At 38.9% G+C, this 16,219-nt stretch carries 18 protein-coding genes; 15 read left to right on the top strand and 3 right to left on the bottom strand.

Going from position 1 to position 16,219, the window contains the following annotated elements; genetic code table 11:
* Nucleotides 1-27: 27 nt before the first annotated feature.
* Entirely contained in the window at nt 28-1,851 is a 1,824-nt protein-coding gene (gene lepA / locus OC530_RS00335; protein ID WP_050242730.1) for a translation elongation factor 4, read from the top strand.
* 81 nt (nt 1,852-1,932) lie between these two features.
* Here the strand turns inward: lepA and OC530_RS00340 are convergent, their stop codons facing one another.
* Nucleotides 1,933-2,253 (bottom strand): hypothetical protein, encoded by a 321-nt coding sequence (locus tag OC530_RS00340; RefSeq protein ID WP_262078528.1) that lies wholly within the window; start codon nt 2,251-2,253, stop codon nt 1,933-1,935.
* A gap of 180 nt (nt 2,254-2,433) precedes the next feature.
* On the opposite strand from OC530_RS00340, the gene OC530_RS00345 reads away from it, so the two are divergent.
* From OC530_RS00345 to OC530_RS00405, 13 genes are all read left to right on the top strand, one after another.
* Nucleotides 2,434-2,910, top strand: coding sequence for a PTS sugar transporter subunit IIA (locus OC530_RS00345; RefSeq protein WP_000521974.1), 477 nt, complete (start codon nt 2,434-2,436; stop codon nt 2,908-2,910).
* Nucleotides 2,911-2,948: 38 nt separating this feature from the next.
* Nucleotides 2,949-3,254, top strand: a complete 306-nt coding sequence (locus tag OC530_RS00350) for a PTS sugar transporter subunit IIB (protein ID WP_000590550.1) — start codon at nt 2,949-2,951, stop codon at nt 3,252-3,254.
* Between the two features lie 47 nt (nt 3,255-3,301).
* Nucleotides 3,302-4,777, top strand: a complete 1,476-nt coding sequence (locus OC530_RS00355; protein ID WP_000338735.1) for a PTS galactitol transporter subunit IIC — start codon at nt 3,302-3,304, stop codon at nt 4,775-4,777.
* A 98-nt stretch (nt 4,778-4,875) separates the two neighbouring features.
* The gene (locus tag OC530_RS00360) at nt 4,876-5,772 is read left to right on the top strand and encodes an aldose 1-epimerase family protein (protein WP_262078531.1); all 897 of its coding nucleotides are present in this window, start codon (nt 4,876-4,878) and stop codon (nt 5,770-5,772) included.
* A 156-nt stretch (nt 5,773-5,928) separates the two neighbouring features.
* Complete coding sequence (gene lacA / locus OC530_RS00365) at nt 5,929-6,354, top strand: galactose-6-phosphate isomerase subunit LacA (protein WP_000029277.1); 426 nt, start codon at nt 5,929-5,931, stop codon at nt 6,352-6,354.
* 30 nt (nt 6,355-6,384) lie between these two features.
* Nucleotides 6,385-6,900: a galactose-6-phosphate isomerase subunit LacB gene (gene lacB / locus OC530_RS00370; protein ID WP_001216916.1), complete on the top strand. Its 516-nt coding sequence runs from the start codon at nt 6,385-6,387 to the stop codon at nt 6,898-6,900.
* A 10-nt stretch (nt 6,901-6,910) separates the two neighbouring features.
* Entirely contained in the window at nt 6,911-7,840 is a 930-nt protein-coding gene (locus OC530_RS00375) for a tagatose-6-phosphate kinase (RefSeq protein ID WP_164226242.1), read from the top strand.
* Between the two features lies 1 nt (nt 7,841).
* Entirely contained in the window at nt 7,842-8,822 is a 981-nt protein-coding gene (gene lacD / locus OC530_RS00380; protein ID WP_262078535.1) for a tagatose-bisphosphate aldolase, read from the top strand.
* A gap of 234 nt (nt 8,823-9,056) precedes the next feature.
* Nucleotides 9,057-9,893 carry a transcription antiterminator gene (locus tag OC530_RS00385; protein ID WP_262078537.1) on the top strand — a complete coding sequence of 279 codons (837 nt, stop codon included), beginning with the start codon at nt 9,057-9,059 and terminating at the stop codon, nt 9,891-9,893.
* A 35-nt stretch (nt 9,894-9,928) separates the two neighbouring features.
* Nucleotides 9,929-10,246 carry a PTS lactose/cellobiose transporter subunit IIA gene (locus tag OC530_RS00390; protein ID WP_262078539.1) on the top strand — a complete coding sequence of 106 codons (318 nt, stop codon included), beginning with the start codon at nt 9,929-9,931 and terminating at the stop codon, nt 10,244-10,246.
* A complete protein-coding gene (locus tag OC530_RS00395; protein WP_262078541.1) occupies nt 10,246-11,940 on the top strand; it encodes a lactose-specific PTS transporter subunit EIIC in 1,695 nt (564 codons plus the stop codon). The genes OC530_RS00390 and OC530_RS00395 overlap by 1 nt, the downstream gene beginning before the upstream one ends.
* Before the next feature lie 81 nt (nt 11,941-12,021).
* Nucleotides 12,022-13,428, top strand: coding sequence for a 6-phospho-beta-galactosidase (gene lacG, locus OC530_RS00400; protein WP_173306875.1), 1,407 nt, complete (start codon nt 12,022-12,024; stop codon nt 13,426-13,428).
* A 42-nt stretch (nt 13,429-13,470) separates the two neighbouring features.
* Nucleotides 13,471-13,728, top strand: a complete 258-nt coding sequence (locus OC530_RS00405; protein ID WP_262078544.1) for a DUF3884 family protein — start codon at nt 13,471-13,473, stop codon at nt 13,726-13,728.
* A 284-nt stretch (nt 13,729-14,012) separates the two neighbouring features.
* Here the strand turns inward: OC530_RS00405 and OC530_RS00410 are convergent, their stop codons facing one another.
* The gene (locus OC530_RS00410; protein ID WP_000917603.1) at nt 14,013-14,774 is read right to left on the bottom strand and encodes a DeoR/GlpR family DNA-binding transcription regulator; all 762 of its coding nucleotides are present in this window, start codon (nt 14,772-14,774) and stop codon (nt 14,013-14,015) included.
* A gap of 188 nt (nt 14,775-14,962) precedes the next feature.
* Here OC530_RS00410 and OC530_RS00415 point away from each other — a divergent pair, with 188 nt between their 5' ends.
* Nucleotides 14,963-15,109, top strand: a complete 147-nt coding sequence (locus OC530_RS00415; RefSeq protein ID WP_023933379.1) for a hypothetical protein — start codon at nt 14,963-14,965, stop codon at nt 15,107-15,109.
* Here the strand turns inward: OC530_RS00415 and nrdF are convergent.
* On the bottom strand, nt 15,106-16,068 hold the full coding sequence (gene nrdF / locus OC530_RS00420) for a class 1b ribonucleoside-diphosphate reductase subunit beta (RefSeq protein ID WP_023939068.1): 963 nt from the start codon (nt 16,066-16,068) through the stop codon (nt 15,106-15,108). The genes OC530_RS00415 and nrdF overlap by 4 nt on opposite strands.
* Between the last annotated feature and the right edge of the window lie 151 nt (nt 16,069-16,219).

Consider the following 16,219-nt stretch of genomic DNA (forward strand, 5'->3'; position numbering starts at 1 on the left):
AATAGATACCCTGAAAGGAAGAGAATCATGAACTTAGAAGAATTGAAAAAACGACAGGAGAAGATCCGTAACTTCTCTATTATCGCCCATATTGACCACGGGAAATCAACTCTAGCAGACCGCATTTTGGAAAAAACAGAGACCGTTTCAAGCCGTGAAATGCAGGCCCAGCTTTTGGATAGCATGGATTTAGAGCGAGAACGTGGGATTACCATTAAACTCAATGCCATCGAGCTGAATTATACTGCAAAAGATGGGGAAACTTATATTTTCCACTTGATTGACACGCCGGGACACGTAGACTTTACCTATGAAGTTTCACGTTCGCTAGCTGCCTGTGAGGGAGCGATTTTGGTGGTCGATGCCGCTCAAGGGATTGAGGCTCAAACCCTTGCCAACGTTTATCTAGCCTTGGACAATGATTTGGAAATCATGCCAGTCATTAACAAAATTGACCTACCAGCTGCAGATCCTGAGCGCGTGCGTACAGAGATTGAAGATGTCATTGGTTTGGATGCCAGTGAAGCAGTTTTGGCTTCTGCCAAAGCTGGTATTGGTATTGAAGAAATCCTCGAGCAAATCGTAGAAAAAGTGCCAGCGCCAACAGGTGATGTGACGGCGCCTCTTAAGGCCTTGATTTTCGACTCGGTTTACGATGCTTACCGTGGGGTTATTCTTCAAGTTCGTGTTATGGATGGGGTGGTTAAACCTGGCGATAAGATTCAGCTTATGAGCAATGGCAAGACTTTTGATGTTACGGAAGTCGGTATCTTTACACCCAAGGCAGTTGGTCGTGATTTCCTTGCGACTGGTGATGTTGGTTATATTGCGGCTTCTATCAAGACTGTTCAGGATACTCGTGTGGGTGATACCGTTACCTTGGCAACCAATCCTGCAGCAGAGCCATTACATGGTTACAAACAGATGAATCCTATGGTTTTTGCGGGTCTCTATCCAATCGAATCAAACAAGTACAATGACCTACGTGAAGCCCTTGAAAAATTGCAGCTGAATGATGCTAGTCTCCAATTTGAACCAGAAACATCTCAGGCACTTGGATTTGGTTTCCGTTGTGGTTTCCTTGGACTTCTCCATATGGATGTTATCCAAGAACGTTTGGAACGTGAGTTCAATATCGATCTCATCATGACAGCTCCATCTGTTATCTATAAGGTTAATCAAACCGACGGTGAGTCAATGGATGTGTCTAACCCATCTGAGTTTCCAGACCCAACTAAGATTGCGACCATTGAAGAGCCCTATGTTAAGGCGCAAATCATGGTACCACAGGAGTTTGTTGGAGCAGTGATGGAATTAGCTCAGCGTAAGCGTGGTGACTTTGTGACTATGGACTATATTGATGATAACCGTGTCAATGTTATTTATCAAATTCCGCTTGCGGAGATCGTTTTTGACTTCTTTGATAAGCTTAAGTCTTCAACTCGTGGTTATGCAAGTTTTGACTACGAATTGTCAGAATATCGCCCTTCTAAGCTGGTCAAAATGGATATCCTTCTCAATGGAGACAAGGTGGATGCCCTCAGCTTTATCGTTCACAAGGACTTTGCCTACGAACGTGGGAAACTCATCGTTGATAAGCTCAAGAAAATCATTCCTCGTCAACAATTTGAGGTGCCAATTCAAGCAGCAATTGGACACAAAATTGTGGCTCGTACTGATATCAAGGCCCTTCGTAAGAACGTACTTGCTAAATGTTATGGTGGTGACGTTTCTCGTAAGCGTAAACTCCTTGAAAAACAAAAAGCTGGTAAGAAACGTATGAAAGCTATTGGATCAGTTGAAGTCCCACAAGAAGCCTTCCTCAGCGTCTTGAGTATGGATGAAGAATAAGTTATCAGAAATGCCTTTCCTTGTTCACAGGAAAATTTATATAAGAATCAATAGTAAAGCAGGCTTTAATGGCCTGCTTTTTTAGTTTCTATACTCTTCAAACCACGTCAGCGTCGCCTTGTCGTATGTATGGTTACTGACTTCGTCAGTCTTATCTACAACCTCAAAACAGTGTTTTGAGCTGACTTCGTCAGTTTCATCTACAACCTCAAAACCATGTTTTGAGCTGACTTCGTCAGTTTCATCTACAACCTCAAAACCATGTTTTGAGCTGACTTCGTCAGTTTCATCTATAACCTCAAAACCATGTTTTGAGCTGACTTCGTCAGTCTTATCTACAACCTCAAAACTGTGTTTTGAGCAACCTGAGGCTAGCTTCCTAGTTTGCTCTTTGATTTTCATTGAGTATTAGAACAGAAAAAATGCTTGGAGTATTTGTTTGTGTGTTTATTTTTATATAACAAACTATAAACACAACAAAAATATAAAAAAAGAGACAAAAATCAACAGAAAACTATTGACAACGATTTCATATAGTGTTATACTTATGGCATAAAGTTAATGGAAAGAAGGGAAAACCTTATGGGATTAGATCATTTCTTTGACAAAAACCTTGTGTTTTGCTTAGAAGCGGATAATCAAGAACATCTCTTTGATCAGGTTGCAACTTTATTGGAAGAACGAGAAATCGTAACTCCGACCTATCGTGAAGCCTTGATCACGCGTGAAAAGTCATTTCCAACTGGCTTAGATATGGAATTTTTAGGTAAGGATTTGCCGAATGTAGCTATTCCTCACACAGATATTGTTCATAATCTGGCTGAAAAAGTTGTGGTCGTTCGATTAGAGAAACCGGTGACTTTCCACAATATGATTGCGCCAGATAAGGAAGTAGAAGTATCCTTGCTCTTCTTTATTATTAACAACTCAAGCTCAAGTCAAACTAACATTCTTGCTCAGTTGATGGACTTCTTCACAGGAAATGGCCATCTTGAAGACCTATCAAAAATTTCTGAACCAGAAGCCCTCTATGCTTATATCGCTGAAGCAATCGCTTAATCTTGTCTATTAAAAATATTAAATCGGAGGAGATCCATATGATTAAAATTCTTGCTGCCTGCGGTGCAGGTGTTAACTCAAGCCACCAAATTAAAAGTGCTCTTGAAGAAGAACTTTCAAACCGTGGTTACGATGTGCACTGTGATGCAGTCATGGTCAAGGACGTCAACGAGGACCTTATCAAAGGTTATGACATCTTCACACCAATTGCTGCGACAGACCTTGGTTTTGACCCAGGTATTCCAGTTATCGAAGCTGGACCAATCTTATTCCGTATCCCAGCTATGAGTGCTCCAGTATATGATAATATTGAAGCAGCTATTAAAGAACACGGGTTAAGCTAATTTTAATTTGTTAACATTCATATAACATAAAAAAGGGAGGAACTGTTATGGATGCAATCTTTGACCTAATCAAAAAGGTTTTCACGCCCGTCTTAGATATGGGTGGTCCTGTCATCATGTTAATCATTTTGACATTATTGGCTTTACTTTTTGGAGTGAAATTCTCCAAAGCGCTTGAAGGTGGTATCAAACTTGCCATCGCTCTTACAGGTATCGGTGCCATCATCGGTATGCTAAACACTGCTTTCTCAGCATCACTAGCAAAATTCGTTGAAAACACTGGTATCCAATTGAGTATCACTGACGTTGGTTGGGCACCACTTGCAACAATCACTTGGGGATCTGCTTGGACACTATACTTCTTGCTCATCATGTTGATTGTCAACATAGTGATGCTTGCTATGAAGAAAACAGATACACTTGACGTTGATATCTTTGATATCTGGCACTTGTCTATCACAGGTCTTTTGATTAAATGGTATGCTGACAACAATGGTGTGAGCCAAGGGGTTTCACTCTTTATTGCTACAGCAGCTATCGTCCTTGTTGGTGTGTTGAAAATTATCAACTCTGACTTGATGAAACCTACATTTGATGACCTTCTTAACGCTCCAAGTTCATCACCAATGACTTCAACTCACATGAACTACATGATGAACCCAGTTATCATGGTTTTGGATAAGATTTTTGAAAAATTCTTCCCAGGTCTTGATAAATATGACTTTGACGCTGCTAAATTGAACAAAAAAATCGGTTTCTGGGGTTCTAAATTCTTTATCGGTTTCATCCTTGGTATCGTTATCGGTATTATGGGAACTCCACATCCAATTGCAGGAGTTGAAGATGCAGATAAATGGCGTCTTGTTATCAGAGGATGGTTGTCTCTTGGTTTGACTGCCGGTGTATCTTTGGAACTCTTCTCACTTATCGGTTCATGGTTCATCGCAGCCGTAGAACCACTATCACAAGGTATTACAAACGTTGCTACTAAACGTCTTCAAGGACGTAAATTCAACATCGGTCTTGACTGGCCATTCATCGCTGGTCGTGCTGAAATTTGGGCTTGTGCCAACGTACTTGCACCAATCATGTTGGTTGAAGCAGTACTTCTTTCAAAAGTTGGAAATGGTATCTTGCCACTTGCAGGTATCATCGCTATGGGTGTTACTCCAGCTCTCTTGGTTGTAACACGTGGTAAATTGCTCCGTATGATCATCTTCGGAACACTCTTGTTGCCCCTCTTCCTTCTTTCAGGTACACTTATCGCACCATTTGCAACAGAACTTGCTAAAGGTGTAGGTGCCTTCCCAGCAGGTGTGAGTGAAACTCAATTGATTACTCACTCTACTCTTGAAGGACCAATCGAAAAACTTCTTGGTTGGACAATTGGTAACACTACAACAGGTGATATCAAAGCAATCCTTGGTGCTGTAGTCTTCCTTGTATTCTATATCGGTATCTTTGCATGGTACAGAAAACAAATGATTAAACGTAATGAAGAGTACGCAGCAAAAGCAAAATAATGCGCTCCTATAAAATGTAAATTGTTGAAACTAGGTTGTCATACCATTAGGAGTGACAGCCTAGTTTTTTATAAACTATCAAGAAATCGGAGAAAATAATGGTAATTGAATTAAAATCAGAACAATTAAGAGTTCAATTTAACAGTTTTGGTGGGGCTCTTTCTTCTATAAAAGATGCGGAAGGTCTCGAGTATTTGTGGCAAGGGGATGCTACTTATTGGAGTGGTCAAGCTCCTGTTCTCTTTCCCATTTGTGGTTCATTGAGAGAGGATATAGCACTTTATATAGATGAGAAGGGGCAGGAAAGCAAAGGAAAGATTCCTCGTCATGGTTTGGTTCGTAAGAAAGAATTTGAATTAGTTGAACAGACAGACAAGAGTGTAACTTTTGCAATTGAAGACGATGAGAATAGCTATCAAAACTATCCTTATCATTTCCGCCTAGAAATCACTTATATCCTTACTGGGAAGACAGTACGGACTCAATACAAGATTTTCAATAAAGAAACTAGCAAGGTCATGCCTTACTTTATTGGTGGACATCCAGGATTTAATTGTCCTCTGCTTGATGATGAAGTCTATGAAGATTATTATCTAGAGTTTGAGAAAGAAGAGACTTGCTCTGTTCCGCGTCCTTTCCCAGAAACGGGGATGCTTGATTTTCAAGATAGAAGTCCATGGCTAGAGGGACAAAAAGAAATCGATCTTAGTTATGATCTTTTCAGCACAGATGCAGTGACTTTGGATGAATTGCAATCTCAAACAATTGCGCTTCGTTCTCGTAAACATAATAAGGGATTGAAAGTGCACTTTGAAGAGTTTCCAAACCTCATCATCTGGTCAACTTTGAACAAGGGGCCTTTCATTGCCTTTGAGCCATGGTCTGGCTTGTCAACATCCCTTGAAGAAGGAGATCATTTAGAAGATAAGAAGAATGTTCGTCTCTTAGAAGCCAATCAGGTTGAAGAAATAGGGTTTGAGATAGAAGTTTTATAAAAAAGTAAAAAATAAATAACAAAAACAAACACAAACTGTTGACTTTTTCAAACAATAGTAGTATATTATGTTTGTGAGGACTAATTGACTGTTTTTTAAAGACAGCCAATACACTGCTGGAATCCAGCATAGAAAAAATAAAAAGGAGTATACAATATGTCTATTGTTATCGGTGCAGATGCTGCAGGTTTGAGATTGAAAGAAGTTGTGAAAGACTTCTTAGAAAAAGAAAACTTCCACGTTGTGGATGTTACAGCTGAAGGTCAAGACTTTGTTGATGTGACTCTTGCTGTTGCTGCAGAAGTAAACAAAGAAGAACAAAACCTTGGTATCGTGATTGATGCTTACGGTGCTGGTCCATTTATGGTCGCAACAAAAATCAAAGGAATGGTTGCTGCAGAAGTATCTGACGAACGTTCAGCTTATATGACTCGTGGCCACAACAACTCACGTATGATCACTATGGGTGCACAACTTGTTGGTGACGAATTGGCTAAAAACATCGCTAAAGGATTTGTTAACGGTAAATACGATGGTGGACGTCACCAAATTCGGGTCGATATGTTGAACAAAATGTGCTAATTAGATTACAGTAAGAAAGGTAAGTTAAAAATGAGAATTGCAATTGGATGTGACCACATCGTAACAGATGAAAAAATGGCGGTTTCAGAATTTTTGAAATCAAAAGGATATGAAGTCATTGACTTTGGTACATATGACCATACACGTACTCACTACCCAATCTTTGGTAAAAAAGTAGGGGAAGCTGTAACTAGTGGTCAAGCTGATCTTGGAGTATGTATCTGTGGTACTGGTGTTGGTATCAACAACGCTGTAAATAAAGTTCCAGGTGTTCGTTCTGCCTTGGTTCGTGATATGACAACAGCTCTTTATGCTAAAGAACAATTGAACGCCAACGTTATCGGTTTTGGTGGTAAGATTACTGGTGAATTGCTCATGTGCGATATCATCGAAGCTTTCATCCATGCTGAATACAAACCAACTGAAGAAAACAAAAAATTGATTGCGAAAATTGAACACCTTGAAAGTCACAATGCTCAACAAACAGACGCAAACTTCTTCACTGAATTCCTTGAAAAATGGGATCGCGGAGAATACCACGACTAAGAGGTGACCTATGATTTTAACAGTCACAATGAACCCATCCATTGATATTTCCTATCCCTTGGATGAGTTGAAGATTGATACTGTCAATCGTGTGGTGGATGTAACCAAAACGGCTGGTGGTAAGGGACTCAATGTTACCCGAGTACTTTCAGAATTTGGAGATTCTGTTCTTGCTACTGGTTTAGTGGGTGGTAAACTTGGTGAGTTTTTGGTTGAACATATCGATAATCAAGTAAAAAAAGATTTCTTCTCAATTCAGGGAGAAACTCGTAACTGTATCGCTATTCTTCACGGAGACAACCAAACAGAAGTTCTTGAAAAAGGTCCTGTAGTATTGGAACAGGAAGGTCAAGACTTTTTGGAACATTTCAAAAAACTCTTGGAGTCAGTTGAAGTAGTAGCTATCTCAGGTAGTCTGCCAGCTGGCCTTCCAGTTGATTACTATGCGAGCTTGGTAGAACTTGCTAATCAAGCTGGCAAGCCTGTTGTCTTGGACTGCTCTGGTGCAGCACTTCAGGCGGTTCTTGAATCACCGCATAAACCAACAGTTATCAAACCAAATAATGAGGAATTATCTCAGCTTCTTGGAAGAGAAGTTTCTGAGGATTTGGATGAATTAAAAGAAGTCCTTCAAGAACCTTTATTTGCAGGTATTGAATGGATTATCGTTTCACTTGGTGCCAACGGTGCCTTTGCCAAACATGGGGACACTTTCTACAAGGTAGATATTCCTAGAATTCAGGTAGTCAATCCTGTCGGATCTGGAGATTCTACTGTGGCAGGAATTTCTTCAGGACTTCTTCATAAAGAATCGGATGCAGAATTACTCATCAAGGCAAATGTCCTTGGTATGCTCAATGCTCAAGAAAAAATGACTGGTCATGTCAACATGGCCAACTATCAAGCTCTATATGATCAATTAATAGTAAAAGAGGTATAAAATGGCTTTAACAGAACAAAAACGTGCACGCTTAGAAAAACTTTCTGATGAAAATGGTATCATCTCAGCTCTTGCATTTGACCAACGTGGTGCTTTGAAACGCCTCATGGCTCAACACCAAACAGAAGAACCAACTGTGTCTCAAATGGAAGAACTGAAAGTTTTGGTAGCAGATGAATTGACTAAATACGCTTCATCTATGCTTCTTGACCCTGAGTATGGACTTCCAGCTACTAAAGCTCTTGATGAAAAAGCTGGTCTTCTCCTTGCTTATGAAAAAACAGGTTATGACACAACAAGCACAAAACGCTTGCCAGACTGCTTGGATGTTTGGTCTGCAAAACGTATTAAAGAAGAAGGTGCAGATGCAGTTAAATTCTTGCTTTACTATGATGTAGATAGCTCAGACGAACTCAACCAAGAAAAACAAGCTTACATCGAACGTATCGGTTCTGAATGTGTGGCTGAAGATATCCCATTCTTCCTTGAAATCCTTGCTTACGATGAAAAAATTGCTGACGCAGGTTCTGTAGAATACGCGAAAGTAAAACCACACAAAGTTATTGGTGCTATGAAAGTCTTCTCAGACCCACGCTTTAACATTGATGTATTGAAAGTAGAAGTTCCTGTTAACATTAAATATGTTGAAGGCTTCGCTGAAGGTGAAGTAGTTTATACACGTGAAGAAGCAGCAGCCTTCTTCAAAGCACAAGATGAAGCAACTAACTTGCCATACATCTACTTGAGTGCTGGTGTATCAGCTAAACTTTTCCAAGATACTCTTATATTTGCTCATGAATCAGGTGCAAACTTTAACGGAGTTCTTTGTGGCCGTGCTACATGGGCTGGATCAGTTGAAGCTTACATCAAAGATGGTGAAGCAGCAGCTCGCGAATGGCTTCGCACAACTGGTTTTGAAAACATTGACGAACTCAATAAAGTTCTTCAAACAACAGCGACTTCATGGAAAGAACGCGTGTAAGAAAGCCCTCCTAGTTTAAGAACATGAATCTAAAAAATTTTTAAAAAAAGTTGTATGTAAAGGTTTACAAAATAACTTACTTGTGCTATACTTAAATCACAAGTTAATACAAGGTGAGTGTTACTAAGTAATATTAGGCATGATCACAGGTGAATTAGAAATCGGCTGATTTTCTAGTTCATTTGTGGTCATTTTTTGTACTCATATACCTTTAAGATATAAAAGGAGGTTGACATGTATCGAATTCTAAATCCAATGAATCACAATGTCTCTCTTGTCAGAAATGATAAAGGAGAAGAAGTGATTGTGATTGGTAAGGGGATTGCATTTGGAAAGAAGAAAGGGGATTTGATTGCTGAAAATCAGGTTGAGAAAATCTTTCGGATGAAGACCGAAGAGTCCAGAGAAAACTTTATGTCTCTCCTCAAAGATGTTCCGCTTGATTTTATCACAGTGACCTATGAAATCATTGATAAGCTATCAAAGAAATATCATTATCCAATTCAAGAGTATCTCTATGTAACCTTGTCAGATCATATTTACTGTTCTTACCAAGCTCTAGCACAAGGAAGGTACAAGGATAGTAATCTGCCAGATATTTCCGCTAAGTATCCTGTCGCTTTTCAAATCGCAAATGAAGCATTTGAAATTTACCGCCAGAAGTTAGCGGATCATTTTCCTGAGGACGAAATTATTCGGATTGCTTATCATTTCATTAATGCTGAAGGTGAAAATGAAGTGGAACTTGTGGAGTCGATTGATAAGAGGAAAGAAATTCTCAGGAATGTTGAGGAAGTTCTAAAGGAATATGCAATTCAACGAACCAAAGAGAATACCCATTTCTATGATCGCTTTATGATTCATCTGAATTATTTCTTGGATTATTTAGACAGATCTAGAGATGATAACCAATCACTTCTGGATATGGAAGAGCATATCAATCAATCCTATCCAAAAGCGTTCGAGATTGGCTCCAAGATCTATGATGTGATTACGCAACATACGGGTCTTGATTTGTATAAAAGTGAACGAGTTTATCTAGTTCTACATATCCAACGTTTATTGTCATAAAAATTTAATTAAAAATACATAAGGAGAATTCTATCATGAATAGAGAAGAAGTAACATTGTTAGGTTTTGAAATCGTAGCCTATGCAGGCGATGCTCGTTCAAAACTATTGGAAGCCTTGAAAGCTGCTGAAGCTGGTGATTTTGCAAAAGTGGATAGCTTAGTTGAGGAAGCTGGTTCTTGTATTGCTGAAGCTCACCACGCGCAAACAAGTCTATTGACTAAGGAAGCTTCAGGTGATGACTTAGCTTATAGTGTAACCATGATGCATGGCCAAGACCACTTGATGACAACTATTTTGTTAAAAGATTTGATGCACCATTTAATTGAACTGTACAAGAGAGGAGTTAAATAATGAATAAACTAATTACATTTATTGAGAAAGGAAAACCTTTCTTTGAGAAATTATCTCGTAATATCTATCTTCGTGCTATTCGTGATGGTTTCATTGCAGGTATGCCTGTTATTCTCTTCTCAAGTATTTTTATCTTGATTGCCTTTGTACCAAACTCATGGGGCTTTAAATGGTCTGATGAAGTAGTGGCTCTATTGATGAAACCTTATAGCTATTCTATGGGTATTCTCGCACTTTTGCTAGCTGGTACGACTGCTAAATCACTGACCGACTCAGTAAACCGGAGCATGGAGAAAACCAATCAAATCAACTATATGTCAACTCTGTTGGCAGCTATTGTTGGATTATTGATGTTGGCAGCTGATCCAATTGAAGGTGGCTTTGCAACAGGATTCCTCGGAACAAAAGGTTTGCTTTCAGCCTTCCTAGCAGCCTTTGTTACTGTAGCAATCTATAAGGTTTGTGTTAAGAACAATGTCACTATTCGCATGCCTGACGAAGTTCCACCAAATATCTCACAAGTCTTTAAAGATGTGATTCCATTCACTCTATCAGTGGTTTCTCTTTATGCTCTTGATTTACTAGCACGTCATTTTGTGGGTGCTAGTGTAGCAGAATCAATCGGTAAATTCTTTGCACCATTATTCTCTGCAGCTGATGGCTATCTTGGTATTACCATTATCTTTGGTGCCTTTGCCTTCTTCTGGTTTGTTGGTATTCATGGTCCATCTATCGTTGAACCTGCTATCGCAGCTATTACCTATGCAAATGCCGAAGTCAACTTGAACCTTCTCCAACAAGGTATGCACGCTGACAAGATTCTTACTTCTGGTACACAAATGTTTATCGTGACCATGGGTGGTACAGGTGCGACACTAGTTGTTCCTTTCATGTTCATGTGGTTAACAAAATCGAAACGTAACCGTGCAATCGGTCGTGCTTCAGTAGTTCCAACTTTCTTCGGTGTAAATGAGCCTATCTTGTTCGGTGCTCCATTGGTATTAAATCCAATCTTCTTCATTCCATTTATTTTTGCTCCTATCGCAAACGTATGGATCTTTAAATTCTTTATTGAAACTCTTGGAATGAACTCATTTACTGCTAATCTACCATGGACAACTCCAGCTCCACTAGGTCTAGTTCTTGGAACTAACTTCCAAGTGCTATCATTCATTCTTGCTGCCCTTCTAATCGTGGTTGACGTAGTCATTTACTACCCATTCCTTAAAGTATATGATGAACAAATTCTTGAAGAAGAGCGTTCAGGTAAGTCTAATGACGAATTGAAAGAAAAAGTTGCTGCAAACTTCAACACTGCAAAAGCAGATGCTATTCTTGAGAAAGCGGGTGTAGAAGCAGCACAAAATACCATCACTGAAGAAACAAATGTTCTCGTTCTCTGTGCAGGCGGAGGGACAAGTGGTCTCCTTGCAAATGCTTTGAACAAGGCAGCTGCAGAATACAATGTTCCTGTGAAAGCAGCAGCAGGTGGCTATGGTGCTCACCGTGAAATGTTGCCAGAGTTTGATCTTGTTATCCTTGCTCCTCAAGTTGCTTCAAACTTTGAAGACATGAAAGCAGAAACTGATAAACTCGGTATTAAACTTGCCAAGACAGAAGGCGCTCAATACATCAAATTAACCCGTGATGGAAAAGGTGCTCTTGCATTTGTACAAGCTCAATTCGAAAAATAAAAGATTAGAAGTGAGATGGAGAATAAAGCCTCACTAGCCTCCTCTCCATCTTATTTCTTTTTTAATTAAAAGGAGAATTATATGACAAAAACATTACCAAAAGACTTTATTTTCGGTGGCGCAACAGCTGCTTATCAAGCAGAAGGTGCTACACATACTGATGGAAAAGGACCAGTTGCGTGGGATAAATATCTTGAAGATAACTACTGGTACACTGCAGAACCAGCCAGTGATTTTTACAATCGATATCCAGTTGACCTCAAGCTGGCAGAAGAGTATGGTATCAATGGCATTCGAATTTCTATTGCCTGGTCACGTATTTTTCCGACTGGTTATGGTGAAGTAAATGCTAAAGGTGTTGAATTTTATCATAATCTATTTGCAGAGTGTCACAAACGTCACGTTGAGCCATTTGTAACTCTTCATCATTTTGACACTCCAGAAGCTCTCCACTCAAATGGCGACTTCTTAAATCGTGAAAATATTGAACACTTTGTAGACTACGCGGCCTTCTGTTTTGAAGAATTTCCAGAAGTAAATTATTGGACAACCTTTAATGAAATTGGGCCAATCGGTGATGGTCAATATTTAGTTGGTAAATTCCCTCCAGGTATCCAGTATGACCTTGCCAAAGTCTTCCAATCGCACCACAATATGATGGTGTCTCATGCGCGTGCAGTTAAGCTATATAAAGATAAAGGTTATAAAGGTGAAATTGGTGTTGTTCACGCTCTGCCAACTAAGTATCCTTTGGATCCTAAAAATCCAGCAGATGTTATTGCGGCAGAGTTGGAGGACATTATCCATAACAAATTTATCTTGGATGCAACTTATCTGGGGCACTACTCTGAAAAGACCCTGGCAGGGGTAGAGGCTATCTTGGCTGCCAATGGTGGAAAGCTTGACTTGCGTGACGAAGATTTCGAAGTATTAGAAGCCGCAAAAGACTTGAATGACTTCCTTGGAATTAACTACTATATGAGTGACTGGATGGAATCCTTTGATGGAGAAACTGAAATCATCCATAATGGTAAGGGTGAGAAAGGAAGTTCTAAATACCAAATCAAAGGTGTTGGTCGTCGTGTAGCTCCTGATTATGTACCACGTACGGATTGGGATTGGATTATCTACCCTCAAGGTTTGTATGACCAAATCATGCGCGTGAAGAAAGATTATCCGAACTACAAGAAGATTTACATCACTGAAAATGGTCTCGGCTATAAAGATGAGTTCGTCGATAACACTGTTTATGATGATGGCCGTATTGATTATGTGAAACAACACTTGGAGGTCTTGTCTGATGCGATTGCAGATGGCGCTAATGTAAAAGGTTACTTTATTTGGTCATTGATGGATGTCTTCTCATGGTCAAATGGGTATGAGAAACGTTACGGTCTCTTCTATGTAGATTTTGAAACTCAAGAACGTTATCCTAAGAAATCAGCTCACTGGTACAAGAAAGTAGCGAAAACTCAAGTGATTGAGTAGTAGAATGAGTCATTAGATATAGAATTTTAGTGAGGCAAAAAGATGTTCAAAAATTTTATCCAATCTATTTATGAAAAAGTTTATATTATCAACTTTGAAAAATGCTCTCAAATACCGTGTTTGACGAATGAAGAACTGAAAAGCCTTGGGAAATGGTATGTCTCTACCGGTAAAGAATGGATTTGTCATTCAGATTATGAGCTGGAAGAATTTAAAAATATCTTTTTAAATTTTATCAATCCTGAAGAACGGGATAATATCTCCTTTGATTCAGATTTTATGCCGTTTCAACAATCGTAACCAATTTCCAAAAAAGTTAAATCTCGTATTTAGTACGCTGCAAAACTCTTATCTAATCACGTTGCTTATACTCAATGAAAATCAAAGAGCAACTTTAAACTAGGAAGCGAGTCGCAGGTTTCTCAATGCATAGCTTTGAGGTTGCAGATAAAGCAATTGGGCAAAAAGTCTTTAACGTAGAAAAACGCATAATATCAGGTGTTGAAAAACCTTGATACTATGCGTTTTATTGTGGGAAGATTTACTTCTGAAATTGAGTTTTTCCCACAGGATCTTTCAGTTTATTAAGGCTTGATGACTTTAGTAAGTTTAGATAGCTCAAAAAGGATTGAATCACTTAGTTTAGAATCTGAAACAATAGTATCAAGATTTGATACATTATAAAAAGTATAAAAATCAAACTTATTGAACTTACTATGATCTGCGAGCAAATATTTTTTATTAGAATTATTTAAAGCGATGCGTTGAGCCTCTCCCTCTTCCTCGCTAAAAGTAGCTAGAGCTCCGTTTTGAATACCATTACAGCTAACGAAAGCTTTGGAAAATTGGAGATTAGAGAGATTTTGTAGGGTCAATGTGCCAACAAAAGCACCTGTAATATCGCGATAATTTCCACCTATCAAAATCAAATCTGTTAATTTTCGTTCGCTTAAAATCAGAAAAACAGGTAGACTGTTGGTCACGACGCGGATATTGTCAATAGGCAATTCGCGCGCAAAAAATTCTAATGTTGTTCCTGGTCCAATGAAAATAGTTTCTCTTTCTTCTACTAGACTGCCTGCAAAACGGGCTATTTCTTGTTTTTCTGCCGTTTGGAGGGCTTGTTTTTCAATATTTGATCGCTCATTAGTCAAAAGGGAGTTGGTTCGAAGTTTTTCAGCTCCACCATGCACACGAATCAGTAAATCTTTATCAGCTAATTCCTGTAAATAGCGTCTTGCAGTCATATCTGAAACGGCTATTTCGTCCATAATCTGTTTAACCGTTATGGTTCCTTTACTATTTACTATCTCTAAAATTTTGGTTAATTTTTCTTGCTTGAGCATATTATCACCTCGTTTCCTACTACTATCTTACCATAAACTAGCTCATCATTCAAATACAAAAACAACAAAATAAAACAAAAACAAAAATATCGAGGTTTGTTTTCAAAACTTCGATATTTTATTAGATTATTATTTTGTTGTTTCAAGTTTACTTTTTGATAGTTAAGAGTGGTGGAGAATTATACTCAATGAAAATCAAAGAGCAAACTAGGAAGCTAGCCGTAGGTTGCTCAAAACACAGTTTTGAGGTTGTAGATAAGACTGACGAAGTCAGTGAGCATATCTACGGCAAGGCGAAGCTGACGTGGTTTGAAGAGATTTTCGAAGAGTATTAGTCCAAACCGTAGTTGTAGTCATCATCTTGCATGGCTTCAACTTCGCCAAGAAGGTAACCATTTCCGACTTGAGAGAAGAAGTCATGGTTGGAAGTTCCTGTTGAAATACCGTTCATAACGATTGGGTTGACATCTTCAGCTGAATCTGGGAAAAGTGGATCTTGTCCCATGTTCATGAGAGCTTTATTGGCATTGTAGCGAAGGAAGGTTTTAACCTCTTCAGTCCAACCAACACCGTCATAAAGACTCTCTGTGTAGCCTTCTTCATTTTCATAAAGAGTATAGAGTAGGTCGTACATCCATTCTTTGAGTTTTTCTTGCTCTTCTTCAGGCAATTCATTGAAACCAAGTTGGAATTTGTAACCAATGTAGGTTCCGTGAACAGACTCGTCACGAATAATCAATTTAATGATTTCTGCAACGTTGGCTAGTTTGTTGTTACCGAGATAGTAGAGGGGAGTGAAGAAACCAGAGTAGAAGAGGAAGGTTTCGAGGAAGACGCTGGCAACTTTCTTTTCAAGTGGGCTACCGTTGAGGTAGATTTCGTTGACAATCTCAGCCTTCTTTTGTAGGTAAGGATTGGTATTGGTCCATTCGAAAATTTCTTCAATCTCAGCCTTAGTATTTAAGGTAGAAAAGATTGAAGAGTAAGATTTAGCGTGAACAGATTCCATAAATTGGATGTTATTGAAAACAGCTTCCTCATGTGGTGTACGGATGTCTGCGCGAAGGGCTTCAACCCCAGTTTCAGATTGCATGGTGTCCAGAAGGGTTAAACCACCAAAGACTTTTCCGACCAAGTCTTTCTCTTTGTTAGATAGCTTTCTCCAGTCATCCAAGTCATTTGACAAGGGAATACGTGTATCGAGCCAGAATTGCTCCGTCAGTTTTTCCCAAGTTGATTTGTCGATGACATCTTCGATGGCATTCCAGTTAATGGCTTTGTAGTAAGTTTCCATTTAAAATCTCTTTCTGTGTTTAGTATTGCGAACTCACAATTATTTCTACTTTACCATAATTCTATAGGAGTATCGCACAAAAAGTCGGAAGCCCGACTTTTAAAATGTTACATAAATTATGTTATGACCTAGTAGATTTGATTTTATCAGT

The organism is Streptococcus sp. Marseille-Q5619 (assembly GCF_946901205.1).
Lineage (GTDB): Bacteria > Bacillota > Bacilli > Lactobacillales > Streptococcaceae > Streptococcus.